Source organism: Nitrosospira sp. Nsp1 (assembly GCF_900100985.1).
Lineage (GTDB): Bacteria > Pseudomonadota > Gammaproteobacteria > Burkholderiales > Nitrosomonadaceae > Nitrosospira.
Genome location: NZ_FMUF01000002.1, coordinates 205,073 through 218,863, shown reverse-complemented (window position 1 = coordinate 218,863; position 13,791 = coordinate 205,073). Strand labels below are relative to the sequence as shown.

The window sequence follows — 13,791 nt, the reverse complement described above, 5'->3', positions numbered from 1 at the left end:
TATCCACATCCCAAAGCTCACTTTTACCCGGCGAGGGAATCTTTCGACGAACGGGCACGGGTTTTCGGTTTTGCGATTTTTGCTTCCATAGTGGGTGTCGTGGTTTTTTGCTTTGTATTTCTCGGCTCAAACTCGAACCCCACTTTTCCGCCCGCACCAATGACCAGGTCAGCCGAAAAAGGTCTTCCCTTCTTTGAAATGAACTTTGACAGCAAATCTGTTTTACCGCTGTGCAACAGCTTGACGACTTGTTCGCGTTCAATAGGGCGAGCGAGGATTATTTTACCTGTCTTGAAATTGCAAGTGCGCGCCGAGCCCAAAGCCTTCTCGCATGCATAACTCATCCCGTGGTCGAATACCCTGCCGCCACAGCGGGGGCATTTTCCCAGCGGTTCCTGTCCGGTAAAATCAAGCTCCTCCGCATCCTCTTCCGTATCCTCGCCAAAGTCGAATTTCATTTCAAACTCATCAGTAAGTTTGACGTTGGCATTGAACAACCGCCCCATCTTGCTTCGAAACCCCTGTAGTGGACCTACCTCGCGCCGAGTGATCAGTTGTTCCATTTCAGCTGTTTCAAATTGCCGCCCCGCAAGAATTTTCCATAATGCAAAATCGCATTTCCGGCACTGAAATTTTTTGTAGGTTTCCTGTACGACACCACCGCATTTTGGACAAGGCGATTCAAGCGTGGAAAAGTCGCCGCTGATGGTTTCCCCGCGATGACTCTTCGCCTGTTCCACGATATGGCTCGTCATGCCCGCGATCTCTTCCATGAAATTGTTACGCTTGAGTTTGCCCTGCTCGATCTGGCGTAGTTTGAATTCCCAATTGCCAGTCAGTTCCGGTGAGGTGAGTTCCGGCACCTTCAATCCACGCAATAAGGTGATCAACGAAAACGCCTTGGCCGTGGGATGCAGTTCCCGCCCCACACGCTGCATGTAATTTTCCGATACCAGACCTTCTATGATCGATGCGCGGGTTGCGGGCGTACCCAGGCCTTTTGCGCTCATGGCTTCTCGCAGTTCCTCGTCTTCCACGAGTTTACCGGCACCCTCCATGGCTGACAGCAGCGTCGCTTCATTGAATCTCGCCGGCGGCCGAGTGTGATTGGAAACAACCCTTACTTCTTCGGCGAGAACCGCTTCCCCCGGATTCAGTTTAACCAATGTCGAGTCACCCTCGGCGCCGGCAGCTTGCACGTCTTTGCCGTAAACCGCCTGCCAACCAGGATTGACCATTACCTTACCCTCTGTTTTGAACGGCTCGTTCTCGACACGCGTAATGCGGGTAGTCACGAGAAATTCGGCGGCGGGGAAAAAAATTGCGAGGAAACGCTTGGTGACGAGGTCGTAAATCTTTGCTTCGGCTTCATTCAGCCCGCTGGGCTCGAGGGAAGTCGGGATGATGGCGAAGTGATCGGAAATCTTTGCGTTGTTGAATATTCGCTTGTTGGGCTTCACCCAGTCCGCTTTGAGAATCTGCCTGGCAAAAATACCATAGCGGGTTTTCTCGAGCGAACCGAGCACATCCTTGACGGTCATGACGTAGTCTTCCGGCAACGCTCGCGAGTCAGTACGCGGATAGGTGAGCGCTTTATGCTTTTCGTATAACGCCTGAGCCAGTCCAAGTGTTGTTTTGGCAGAAAAACCGAAGCGCCCGTTGGCGTCGCGCTGCAAGCTGGTGAGATCATACAGCAGCGGGCAGATTTCCGTAGTGGGCTTGCTTTCTTCGCTGACGACACCGGGTTTGCCCTGGCATTTGGCGCGGATAATCTCGGCACTTTCCTGATCCCATAACCGCTCGGCTTTTTGCTCACTATCCTTTTTGTCTTTGGTAAACTTCTCGTCCAGCCAGCGCCCGTTATATTCTCCCGCGTTTGCGGCAAACGTGGCATGGACCTCCCAATAATCGCGGGATACGAATTTCTTTATGATATCTTCCCGTTCGATGATAATTGCCAATGTAGGCGTCTGCACCCGGCCTACAGTGGTTTTATGAAACCCGCCTTCCTGCGAATTGAATGCGGTCATCGCGCGAGTACCATTGATGCCCACCAGCCAGTCGGCTTCGGAGCGGCTTACTGCTGCCTCCGCCAGCGGTTGTACGGCTTCATCGTCGAGTAATTTGGTAAACCCTTCCCGAATCGAGGCCGGTGTCATCGATTGCAACCAAAGCCGCTTTACCGGTTTTTTGTTTCCAGCGTGACGGGCAATGTAATGGAAGATCAGTTCCCCTTCGCGTCCTGCGTCGCATGCGTTGATAAGGGAGTCCACATCTTTGCGCTTGATAAGCCTGGTCAAGAGCTTCAGCCGCGATTCAGTTTTCTCGATGGGATTGAGATCAAAATGTGGCGGAATAATAGGCAAATTGGCAAAACTCCACTTTCCGCGTTTTACCTCGTATTGCTCCGGAACGGCCAGCTCAAGCAGGTGCCCCACAGCTGAAGACAACACGTACTTATCGCTCTCGAAATAGTCGGTATGCTTGCTGAACCCGCCCAGGACACGCGCAATGTCGGCGGCGACAGAAGGCTTTTCGGCGATAATTAATGTTTTACCCATGAAACTCCAGTGAACATTCGCGAATAATTCAGCAGTGCGAACAGGTGGATAAATCCCTGGGCCACTGCTGCGATCAGCACGCATGATAATAAAGCCTGCCGGATAGCAGGAAGCTGAACCGTGATAGCGCACCTGCCGCCACCGGTACCAGCCTATTTTTGCTGACGTTACAAATTATTTACATTGTATGCATTGTCTGCGGCTCAGTTGTTTTTTATTATAGATAACTATATGGCCACATGTCGCGGCGATCTACCGAAGCCGCTGGTAGCGCCCGCCCGGCAGGCTTGCAACAACGCCATCCAATTCAAACGCCAATAGCATCGCTGATACCATTTCCACCGTCAAGCCACTCCGAACGCACAAGGTATCGATGTTGGTGATGTCATGGCCGAGATGCGCCAATAGCACCGATTCTTCGCCCTCCGGTCGATCAGCTTCAAGCGTGGCACTCTGCATGAACCGATAACCGAGCTCGCACAGAATATCGTCGGCGCTTTCGACCAGTTTCGCCCCTTCCTTGATGAGTGCGTGACAACCTTTCGATAGGGGCGAATGAATCGAACCGGGAACGGCGAATACCTCCCGACCCTGCTCCAATGCCTGTCTGGCGGTAATGAGGGAACCGCTTCGCAATGCAGCTTCCACCACGAGGCAGCCGCGGCTCATGCCGCTGATAATGCGATTGCGGCGCGGAAAGTTGCTGCCTATGGCGGGCGTGCCCAACGGGAACTCGGAAATAAGTGCGCCCTTTTCCGCCAATTCATGAGCAAGTTGGCGATTACCGGCCGGATACACGATATCCAGGCCGGTTCCCACTACCGCAATGCTAGCGGCGCTACCACGTAGCCCGCCACGGTGTGCCGCAGCGTCCACTCCGGATGCCATACCGCTTGCAATGCAAAGACCGGCGTTACTTGCCGCTTCGGCAAAAGCCTCGGCGTTGGCAAGACCTTGAGGCGTCGCATTGCGGCTGCCCACAACGGCCAAGGTATGCGAATTCAGCAATTCACGCCTTCCCTTGAAATAGAGAAGCGGGGGAGGATCCGGTATGTTCAGCAGCAGCGACGGATAATCGCGATCTGCCAGTGTAATAATCGAATTCGCTGGCTCCTCCAGCCATTTGAGGGTGGCAGCTATTCTTTTTTGGTCTACCCCCTGAACAATGTTATACGCCACCTTTCTTTTTACCACGCGCTCCAGCGCGGTGATATTTGCGGAAAAGATTTCAGCAGGAGTACTGAACGCTCTCAACAAGCGCCGCATCGATTCGCCGCCGAGGCCGTCAACCAATCCAAGGGCGAGCCATGACTCTATTTCCTGCATGGGTTTCATTTCATCATTTTTGAACGTAATAAGACAGAGATACCGTTGCGTTGTATAGCAGATTTAAATAATAAACCATGGCGGAGCGTTAACAATGACTAATTGAGGTCAGGCGAAGCACGAGGCACGAGGCGTGCATAGTTATTCGTATACACTCGAGCAACCCGATACGGCGACAACCCCGTCATTTTTGACGCATCGCATCAGTGTACCGTTTCCCGTCCGCAATTAGCGAGTTGACCGTATTTCTGCATGCTGAAAAGCCATGGTTTCCGAGCTGAGATGGCAACGCTCCCGTCAGATCATCTTTTGAAAGGGAGACAGATTATCGCCGATGTTCCTCATATTGCCATCGGAAAACGGTCAAGCGCTGGAAACCGAATTTCATACCCAAATCAGGATATAATGCACCTCTGCATCGAATTCGGGAAACCCTTCTCTTACCTATAGAGGTTGTGATGCGACATCGCAACAATATGGTTGAATTTGCATTTCGACTGTTAACGTTCAAGATTCGCCCCGTTTATGGCACTTCTAAAAATATTGCAGTATCCGGATGAGCGATTGCATACAGTTGCCGGCCGTGTATCGGAAGTTACTGAGGAAACTCGTGCTTTTGTGCGGGATATGGCGGAAACCATGTATGCAGCCCCCGGCATTGGCCTTGCAGCAACCCAGGTTGATGTGCATCAGCGTATCATCGTGATCGATATTTCCGATACACATGATCAGTTGCATGTGCTGATCAATCCTGAAATCATCGCGCATAGTGGTGAGTCTGACTATGAAGAAGGTTGCCTGTCGGTACCGGGCGTATTTGGAAAGGTACAACGTGCGGAGCAGGTCACCATCGAGGCGCTGAATCGAGATGGAAATCCATTTACGCTTGAGGCAGACGGCTTGCTGGCCGTGTGCATTCAGCATGAGATGGATCATTTGTCAGGTAAAGTATTTGTCGAATACTGGTCGCGAATGAAGCAATTGCGTATTCAGTCCAAATTCAAGAAGCAGCGTCGAAAAGTGATGTGACATCGAGTTTCCATTATCGGCAAATACGTGGGAAAACCAAGGAATCTCTGGATCAGGAAGCGAAGCGATAACAGCTTTTCGCCGGGTAAATTCGTGTATTTTCGATGAGAATCATTTTTGCGGGCACGCCGTCGTTTGCCGCCCCTGCCCTTGAAGCCCTGGCAGACGCCGGGCGTGAAATTGCATTGGTGTTGACCCAACCTGATCGTCCCGCGGGACGCGGCATGAAAACCACTTCAGGCATAATCAAGTCGCTGGCGCAGCAGCGAAACCTTGCCTTATTGCAGCCGCACTCGCTCAAGCAACCCGAGTTGCAAGCACAACTGGAAGCCATTGATGCCGATATCATGGTTGTTGCGGCTTATGGCCTGATCCTGCCCTTTTCTGTTTTAAGCATTCCAAGGTTTGGCTGCCTGAACATCCACGCCTCGTTACTGCCGAGATGGCGAGGTGCCGCGCCTATCCAGCGGGCAATATTGGCAGGCGATCGTGAAACTGGAATCACGATCATGCAAATGGACCGGGGCCTGGATACCGGCGCCATTTTATTGCAGAGAGGTATCGCAATCGAACAGGATGACACCACCCAGACTCTACACGACAGGCTCTCCCTGCTGGGGGCACGCTGCATCGTAGAGGCGCTGGGCTGTCTGGACCAGGGAAAACTTTTTGCCATTCCTCAGAATGAAGCTGACGCCACCTACGCACCCAAACTGGAAAAAGACGAAACTGAAATTAACTGGTGCTTGAGCGCCGAAAATATCAGCCGTACAGTGCGGGCATTCAATCCCCGTCCTGGCGCACATTCCCGGGTGTGTGGAATGCCCTTGAAAATATGGCGTGCCGCTGTGGCCGCGGATGTGTCCGGCAACCCAGGTGAAATTGTTGCAGTAAGACGCGACGGCATTGTGGTGGGATGCGGCAAGGGTTCGCTCGTACTGGAAATCGTGCAGAAATCGGGTGGAAAAAAGCTGAGCGTCCCCGAATTTCTCTCGGGTCATTCATTGCGGCCAGGCGATCGCTTTGAAAGCTGCGAATGACCAAAACTCAGCGTTTGGCTGCCGCAATTGTGGCAAAGGTACTGTCAGGCTCGAGCCTGACAGCCGTGCTGCAGGGTGTCTGGCGTAACCATGCCGATCTCTCTGCTCAACAGCGTGGAGCAATTCAGGATTTAAGCTATGGCGTACTGCGCTTTTATGGCCAACTCGACGTATTGCTTGGCTTATTGCTGAAAAAGCCGCTGAAGGACCAGAATCTGCGTTGTTTATTACTGGTGGGATTATATCAACTGGAATACAGCAAGACCGCCCCGCATGCGGTTGTGGATAATGCTGTGTCAGTTTCCCGCACCCTCAGCGGCAAGGGTGCTCGGGGGGTACAAGGGCTTGTCAATGCCGTATTGCGCAACTTCATACGTAACCGCTCAGCTCTGCTCGAGCGTGTAGCTGAAAATGAGGTAGGGCGGTATTCCCACCCGCAATGGTGGATAGATAAACTTCGCGCGCAATATCCTCAAAACTACGAGGCGGTATTGGAGAACAGTAATAAACGGCCCCCCATGACTCTGAGAGTCAATCGGCGCAGGATCATGATGGCGGAATATCAGGATCTCCTCAGCCAAAGTGGCATGGACGCATGTCCGGCAGGAAATGATGCGCTCGAGCTGAGGCAACCGGTGGCGGTGGACCGATTGCCCGGATTTGCCGAGGGTTTGATATCGGTTCAGGACGCGGGCGCACAACTGGCGGCGCGGTTACTGGATGTACACGATCGCATGCGTGTTTTGGATGCCTGTGCAGCACCCGGCGGCAAAAGCGCACATTTGCTGGAACTGGCGGACATAGAATTGACCGCGGTCGACAATGACATCGTGCGCGTCGCGCGCATAACACAAAATTTTACGCGACTGGGTCTCAAGGCCAATCATATCATTCATGGCAACGCATCCCAGCCGGCGGAGTGGTGGGATGAAAAGCCGTTCGACCGCATTCTGGCTGACGTTCCCTGCTCTGCTTCGGGCGTGACGCGACGTCACCCGGACATTAAGTGGCTGAGGCGTGAAAGCGATCTTTTTCAATTTGTTGCGAAGCAGAGGGAAATCCTGGATGCCCTTTGGCAGATTCTGGCCAGGGGTGGTAAATTGCTCTACGCCACCTGCTCGGTATTTACCGAGGAAAATGAACTGCAGGTAGAAAATTTCTTGCGCCACCACGCAGATGCCCGCCTGGTGCCTATTTCGGGGGTTGAAGCAATTGACGGGCAATTATTGCCGGATTCCCATCACGACGGTTTTTTTTATGCCCTGCTTCACAAAGCCTGATCCATTTGCGCGGCTGCTGTACGTGTGCGTGACCGCAATGGCACTGCTGACTGCGGCGCTGCTTCCGGCGGCTGCAGCGCATGCGGACGGTGGCATACAGATAACGTCGGTAACGCTCGAAGCCACTGAGGAAGGTTATCAGTTTGACGCCGATTTCGAGATAACGCTCAATCATAAGCTGGAAAATGCACTCGAGAAAGGCATCGTGCTTTATTTTGTAACGGAACTTAACCTGGTGAATTCACGCTGGTACTGGCTGGATGAGCGAATTGCCCAGAGCAGGGTTCGTGAAGGGCTGAGTTATTATGCACTCACTCGTCAATACCGTTTGAGTCGCGGTACGTTATCGCAGAATTTCGGCACGCTGAGGGCAGCCTTGCAGGCCCTGAGCCGAGTGCGCGACCGACCCATCATTGCCAGTTCCGAATTAAGGCAGGATGTGGAATATACAGTGGAATTGCGCATGCGGCTCGACATATCGGCTTTGCCTAAACCATTTCAGGTAGAGACGCTCGGGTCGAAAGAGTGGGATCTGAGCTCCGGCCTGCTGCGATGGAATACGAAACTGCCCATGCCAAAGCTTCAAGATAACAACAGGCCGTGAAATACGTTATTTTCATCGCGGCGGCACTAGGCGCAGTCATGCTGTTCCTGCTTGCGACCGCAGGCGCCGATACGGGGCTTTTTGACCGCAAATACCGGCTTCTGATCAGGCTCAATGTCGGTTTCCTCCTGTTTCTCATGGCGGTGGTGGGGTATCTGCTATGGAGACTCCGGCGCAGGCTCAAGGCCGGCGTGTTCGGCTCTAGACTAGCACTGCGCCTGTTACTGATTTTCTCGCTGATGGCGATTCTTCCGGGTGCGCTGGTATATGGCATATCGGTACAATTTCTGGGGAAAAGCATCGAATCCTGGTTCGACGTCAAAGTGGATCGAGCGCTCGAAGGCGGCTTGAATCTGGGGCGCACGATCCTCGACAATCTTCTTGAGGATCTCCGCAGCAAGGCCAACGCAGCTGCACTTGCATTATCCGAGCAGCCCGGTTCCCCATTGACGACGCTGGATCACCTCGTGAAGCAATCACAGGTGCAGGAAGCGACGCTGTTTAATCACGACGGCAGCGTGATCGCTTTTTTACGGGCTGATGGAACGGGGCAGGTTCCCGAAACGCCTAGTGCAGCCGTGATGTCCCAGGTGAAAGCGGAGAAATGGTACGGCACGGTTGAGTCTATTCCCGGCAAAGGTTTGTATTTGAAGGCACTGGTATCGATTGATGCACCAGGCATGGAAGGAGATATCCAAATCTTGCAACTGCTGCAGCAGGTACCGAAACAACTGGGTGATGATGCGGAAATAGTGCAGGCTGCGTATCGCGATTACCAGGAACTGCTGCTATCTCGTGAAGGATTGAAAAGTCTATACGGTGTAACGCTTACAATCGCGCTGTTGCTCTCGCTTTTCTCTGCTTTGGCTGCCGCGTTTCTTATCAGCGAACGGCTGAGCGCACCATTGGGCATGCTGGCTGAGGGTACCCGCGCCGTGGCCCAGGGTGACTTCAGCAGGCGCCACCCGGTACAGAGCCGGGATGAATTGGGCGTACTGACCGAATCGTTCAATCTCATGACTCAGCAGTTGGAAGAAGCCCGCACGACCGCTCACCGTCATCAGCAAGAAGTCGAGAGCGCCAGGGCTTACCTGGAAAACGTACTGTCCAATCTTTCGTCCGGCGTTCTGGTGTTTGACGAAAACTTGCGCATGCGTACGGTAAATCTGAGCGCGGGACAAATCCTGAATGTTTCGCTATCGGGTCTCGAGGGGTTGACCATTGAAGAATGCGCAACGCGTGTACCTCAATTAAGTTCTTTCAAAAACGAGATTCTTGAAGGATTTCGTTCGGGTAAAAAGGGCGAGTGGCAGTGCCAACTGGAACGATCGAGGGATGGGGCCAACCAGGTTCTGCTGTTACGCGGCACACGCCTGCCATCTGTTTCGGGCGGTGGAGGTGTCGTCGTCTTTGACGACGTAACCAATTTATTGCAGGCTCAGCGCACGGCCGCTTGGGGAGAAGTAGCACGGCGCCTGGCCCATGAAATCAAAAACCCGCTGACGCCGATACAACTTTCCGCCGAACGCATGCAGCACAAACTCGCCCGGAAGCTGGATAACGATGATGCGCAAATCTTGCGGCGATCCACTGAGACTATCGTCAACCAGGTGGAAGCATTAAAAAAAATGGTCAATGAATTCAGTGAGTATGCGAGAGCGCCCGAACTGGAATTTCATCTGCTGGACTTCAACGGACTGGTGCGGGAAGTGCTCGCACTATATGAAGCCGCAAGCGCCGCAGCACCCGATAATCCCCAACCACATATTTATCTGGCCCTGGCTCCTGACTTGCCGATGGTGAGAGGTGATTCCGCCCGGCTTCGCCAGGTTATCCATAATCTGCTGCAGAACGCGCTGGATACGCTGATCGGTGTTGCAGAACCCGCGATCATGGTACGCACTGAAATCGCATCCGGCGGTGTACGGTTTAGCGTAAGCGATAACGGCGGAGGCTTTCCTGAACAAGTCAGGGCTCGAGCGTTCGAGCCATACGTTACCACCAAGTCCAAAGGCACAGGGCTGGGGCTGCCCATTGTCAAAAAAATAGTCGAGGAACACAGCGGCATCATTCAAATTGAAAATATTCGACCCCATGGGGCATGCATATCACTGATTCTGCCGGTTGCGGGGAAAGACAATTTGAGGGCTTATCGAACAGCCACATGATTAACCAGCCATACAACCTAAATTCGGTAGTCGACCGCTCATTTAGTAGATCAGTGTTATGATTAATAACAATATTCCATATTATTTGACACTCACCTTCCGGGTGAGGGCGCTACGGAGTGAATCCGTCCAACTACCGGACTTAGGATAAAGGAACCGAACATGCCGGCGAGCATCCATTGATAATCGTAACCTGGACATCGGCAGCTCTGAATTCCACCACAATCGTACGTATTATTGATTTTCTGAATTATGAGCAATAACACCATACTTGTCGTTGATGATGAAATCGGCATACGCGAGCTCTTGTCCGAAATTTTACGGGACGAAGGTTATCGCGTGGCCCTCGCGGAAAATGCGGGTCAAGCGCGCAACTGGCGCAAACAAACACGGCCCGACCTCGTACTGCTGGATATATGGATGCCGGATACCGATGGGATCACTCTGCTGAAAGAATGGGCCAGCGGCGGGCTGCTCACCATGCCGGTAGTGATGATGTCCGGGCACGGGACCATAGACACCGCGGTAGAGGCCACGCGCATGGGCGCAGCCGGCTACCTCGAGAAACCGGTGCCGTTGCAAAAACTGTTGAGCACAGTGGGGCGCGCGCTGCGCGGAGGGCAGGTCAAACCGAGCATAATGCTTCCCCTCGCCAGCTTAGGCAGGGGACCTTTGATCGCAGATCTGAAAAAACGGCTGGAACAGGTCGTCAACTTGCGCGCACCGCTGCTGCTCACCAGTGAACCCGGAACCGGGGTGGATCTATGCGCCCGCTTTTTGCATCGTCCCAACACGCCCTGGGTGGAGCCCGATACGCTCTCCGCTCTGGCGAATGCGCCGTTGGATTTGCTTGAACAGGCAAAAGGCGGATTGCTGTTTCTCAAGGAGATAGGAGACCTCAACAGGTTGTCGCAAAAAGGACTGCTTCTACTGTTGGGTAAACTCGAAAAATACAGTGTCCGGCTCGTATGCGTTACCACAACACCATTGGCGGGGCTCGCCGCGCAAGGTGTCTATGAGCCGAGGTTGTATGAGCAATTGAGCGGTCTTTGCATCAATGTTCCCGCGCTGAGGGAACATCGGGAAGACATCCCAGAGCTCGCGGCCCAGATACTCTCGCGCTATATTGAATCAGGCGAAGTGCCCTTGCGGCAATTCAGCACCGCTGCGCTCAATTGTTTACGGAACCACGACTGGCCCGGCAATCTTGCGCAACTGACCGGCGCAGTGCATTCCCTTGCGTTAACCAGCGCCGGCGATGAAATATCGGCAGATGATGTGAAGCAAATACTGGCATCGTCATCGCCGGCACAATCGGTCGCCGGTGTCCCGTTGAATATGCCGTTACGGGAAGCACGCGATATGTTCGAGAAAGTATATTTTGAACAACTCATCGATCAGGAAAATGGCAATATGACCCGGGTTGCCGAGCGAGCCGGGCTGGAGCGCACGCATCTTTACCGCAAACTTAAACTGCTGGGCATAAAACTGCGGAATAACTGATACGGAAAAATGATGAGATGCCGATATTTCCGTAATCAGCAACTTGATAATGCGACCAAGCCAGGATCATCCGGCCTCATTTCCCGATTACTGGAGCGCGAACACATCCGATATGGACGGCCCGAGATTTGTCATGTTGTCTGACATCGTATCTTAAGCGATAATATTGGTTTTGCCGACCCGCACCGCTACCCGGGTTAGGGGAGCGGTGTTTTTGTATCCTACATATATCTGTTGAGCGAGGGAGTCCGTATTCATGGGAGCATTTAGAGATTTTGACGCGCCGGTGTTCAAAGACCTGACCAGCGCCATCCGTGCATTGGCCATGGATGCTGTGCAAAAAGCCAATTCGGGCCACCCTGGCATGCCCATGGGCATGGCGGAAATAGCTGAGGTATTATGGATTCATCACCTGCGCCACAATCCTGCGAATCCCAAATGGTCTGACAGAGATCGGTTCGTGTTATCCAACGGGCACGGCTCGATGTTGATTTACGCCTTGCTGCACCTCACCGGCTATGACTTGTCGATGGAGGAAATCAAGCACTTCCGCCAGCTTCACTCCAAAACCCCGGGGCATCCCGAGTATGGATACACACCGGGGGTGGAAACAACCACCGGTCCGCTGGGACAGGGGCTAACCAATGCAGTGGGCATGGCGCTGGCGGAAAAAATACTTGCCGCTGATTTCAACCGTCCCGGCTTTGACATTGTCAACCACCACACCTACGTTTTCCTGGGCGACGGTTGCCTGATGGAAGGCATTTCCCATGAAGCCTGCTCATTGGCCGGTACGCTGGGGCTGGGCAAGCTGATCTGTTTTTACGACGATAACGGCATTTCCATAGACGGGCATGTGGAAGGCTGGTTCACCGATGATACACCGAAGCGGTTCGAGGCTTACGGCTGGCACGTGGCGCCCAACGTCAACGGTCACGATCCGGTGGCCATAGAAGCCGCCATAGAGGCCGCCAAGCAGGCAGGCGACCGACCCTCGATGATCTGCTGTAAGACAGTGATCGGCATGGGTTCTCCCAATAAAGCCGATACTCACGAGGTTCACGGCGCCGCACTGGGGACCGCGGAAATAGCCGCAGCCCGTCCTCATATCGGATGGAACCATCCGCCATTCGAAATCCCCAAGGATGTTTATGAAATGTGGGATGCCCGCGCGAAAGGCGCAGAGCTGGAGGAGGCATGGAATCGCAAGTTTGCCGAGTATGCCGAGAAATACCCTGCCGAGGCTGCCGAGTTTACCCGGCGGATATCGGGTCAATTACCTGAAGATTGGGGTAAACATGTGGACGCGCTGATCGCGCGCGTGAACGCCAAGGAAGAAACTATCGCCAGCCGTAAGGCTTCGCAGAACGCCATTGAAGGTCTGGCACCGCAATTGCCCGAACTGGTTGGAGGTTCCGCAGATCTGGCCGGATCCAACCTTACCCTCTGGTCGAATTCGAAAGGTATCGGCCGCGATGCCGGAGGCAACTATATCTATTACGGCGTTCGCGAATTCGGCATGAGCGCGATAATGAACGGGCTGTCGCTGCATGGGGGCATCATTCCTTACGGTGCCACTTTCCTCATGTTTTCGGAATATGCTCGCAATGCGCTCCGCATGGCGGCCCTGATGAAAATTCGCAATCTGTTCGTATACACGCACGATTCGATCGGGTTAGGCGAAGATGGCCCCACGCACCAACCGGTAGAGCAGACGGCGACGTTACGTTATATCCCCAACATGGATGTATGGCGGCCATGCGATACGATTGAATCAACCGTATCCTGGGCGCGGGCGATTGAACGCAGGGACGGTCCATCAATACTTATTTTCAGCCGCCAGAATCTGCCATTCCAGAAACGTGATGCCGCCACCATCAAATTGATCGACAAGGGTGGCTATATCCTGTCCGAAGCTGCGGACCGCAAGCCACGGGCAATCATCATCGCTACCGGTTCCGAAGTGGGATTGGCGATGATGGCACAAAAGGCGTTGGCCGAAGCGGGTATCCACGTGCGCGTGGTCTCGATGCCATGCACGAATCTTTTTGATCGCCAGGATCCGTCCTACAAAAGCAGCGTATTGCCGAAGGGCGTGGGCCGCGTTGCGGTAGAGGCGGGCGTTACCGATTACTGGCGTAAATATGTCGGACTCGAAGGCGCAGTGGTCGGCATGGATACATTTGGCGAATCCGCTCCCGCGGGCGATCTGTTCAAGCACTTCGGTTTCACCGTCGAGAACGTGGTAAAAGCGGTGAACAGCGTTATTTAATTCTAATC

General features: G+C 53.5%; 9 protein-coding genes. 7 read left to right on the top strand and 2 right to left on the bottom strand.

The features are described 5' to 3' along the window. Positions 1-23 precede the first annotated feature (23 nt). The gene (locus BLP78_RS02085; RefSeq protein WP_090455963.1) at positions 24-2,561 is read right to left on the bottom strand and encodes a DNA topoisomerase III; all 2,538 of its coding nucleotides are present in this window, start codon (positions 2,559-2,561) and stop codon (positions 24-26) included. Positions 2,562-2,813: 252 nt separating this feature from the next. Further along, a complete protein-coding gene (dprA, locus tag BLP78_RS02080; RefSeq protein ID WP_090455961.1) occupies positions 2,814-3,896 on the bottom strand; it encodes a DNA-processing protein DprA in 1,083 nt (360 codons plus the stop codon). Positions 3,897-4,412: 516 nt separating this feature from the next. On the opposite strand from dprA, the gene def reads away from it, so the two are divergent. The 7 genes from def (at position 4,413) to tkt (ending at position 13,783) form a co-directional block, all read left to right on the top strand. After that, complete coding sequence (gene def / locus BLP78_RS02075) at positions 4,413-4,916, top strand: peptide deformylase (protein ID WP_090455959.1); 504 nt, start codon at positions 4,413-4,415, stop codon at positions 4,914-4,916. A gap of 104 nt (positions 4,917-5,020) precedes the next feature. Continuing rightward, a complete protein-coding gene (gene fmt, locus BLP78_RS02070) occupies positions 5,021-5,956 on the top strand; it encodes a methionyl-tRNA formyltransferase (protein ID WP_090455957.1) in 936 nt (311 codons plus the stop codon). Continuing rightward, positions 5,953-7,236: a 16S rRNA (cytosine(967)-C(5))-methyltransferase RsmB gene (gene rsmB, locus BLP78_RS02065; protein ID WP_090455955.1), complete on the top strand. Its 1,284-nt coding sequence runs from the start codon at positions 5,953-5,955 to the stop codon at positions 7,234-7,236. The genes fmt and rsmB overlap by 4 nt, the downstream gene beginning before the upstream one ends. Beyond that, on the top strand, positions 7,214-7,840 hold the full coding sequence (locus BLP78_RS02060) for a DUF4390 domain-containing protein (protein ID WP_256329959.1): 627 nt from the start codon (positions 7,214-7,216) through the stop codon (positions 7,838-7,840). The genes rsmB and BLP78_RS02060 overlap by 23 nt, the downstream gene beginning before the upstream one ends. Continuing rightward, positions 7,837-10,008, top strand: a complete 2,172-nt coding sequence (locus tag BLP78_RS02055; protein ID WP_090455952.1) for a sensor histidine kinase — start codon at positions 7,837-7,839, stop codon at positions 10,006-10,008. Before BLP78_RS02060 ends, BLP78_RS02055 begins: the two co-directional genes overlap by 4 nt. A 252-nt stretch (positions 10,009-10,260) precedes the next feature. Then, entirely contained in the window at positions 10,261-11,511 is a 1,251-nt protein-coding gene (locus tag BLP78_RS02050) for a sigma-54-dependent transcriptional regulator (protein ID WP_025041241.1), read from the top strand. A gap of 256 nt (positions 11,512-11,767) precedes the next feature. Further along, complete coding sequence (gene tkt, locus BLP78_RS02045; RefSeq protein WP_090455950.1) at positions 11,768-13,783, top strand: transketolase; 2,016 nt, start codon at positions 11,768-11,770, stop codon at positions 13,781-13,783. The last annotated feature ends 8 nt before the right edge of the window (positions 13,784-13,791 follow it).

Excerpts from the sequence above, each read along its gene's own strand:
- BLP78_RS02050 (WP_025041241.1), top strand. The coding sequence starts at position 10,261 with ATGAGCAATAACACCATACTTGTCGTTGATGATGAAATCGGCATACGC.
- tkt (WP_090455950.1), top strand. The coding sequence starts at position 11,768 with ATGGGAGCATTTAGAGATTTTGACGCGCCGGTGTTCAAAGACCTGACC.
- BLP78_RS02085 (WP_090455963.1), bottom strand. The coding sequence starts at position 2,561 with ATGGGTAAAACATTAATTATCGCCGAAAAGCCTTCTGTCGCCGCCGAC.
- rsmB (WP_090455955.1), top strand. The coding sequence starts at position 5,953 with ATGACCAAAACTCAGCGTTTGGCTGCCGCAATTGTGGCAAAGGTACTG.
- fmt (WP_090455957.1), top strand. The coding sequence starts at position 5,021 with ATGAGAATCATTTTTGCGGGCACGCCGTCGTTTGCCGCCCCTGCCCTT.
- dprA (WP_090455961.1), bottom strand. The coding sequence starts at position 3,896 with ATGAAACCCATGCAGGAAATAGAGTCATGGCTCGCCCTTGGATTGGTT.
- def (WP_090455959.1), top strand. The coding sequence starts at position 4,413 with ATGGCACTTCTAAAAATATTGCAGTATCCGGATGAGCGATTGCATACA.
- BLP78_RS02060 (WP_256329959.1), top strand. The coding sequence starts at position 7,214 with ATGCCCTGCTTCACAAAGCCTGATCCATTTGCGCGGCTGCTGTACGTG.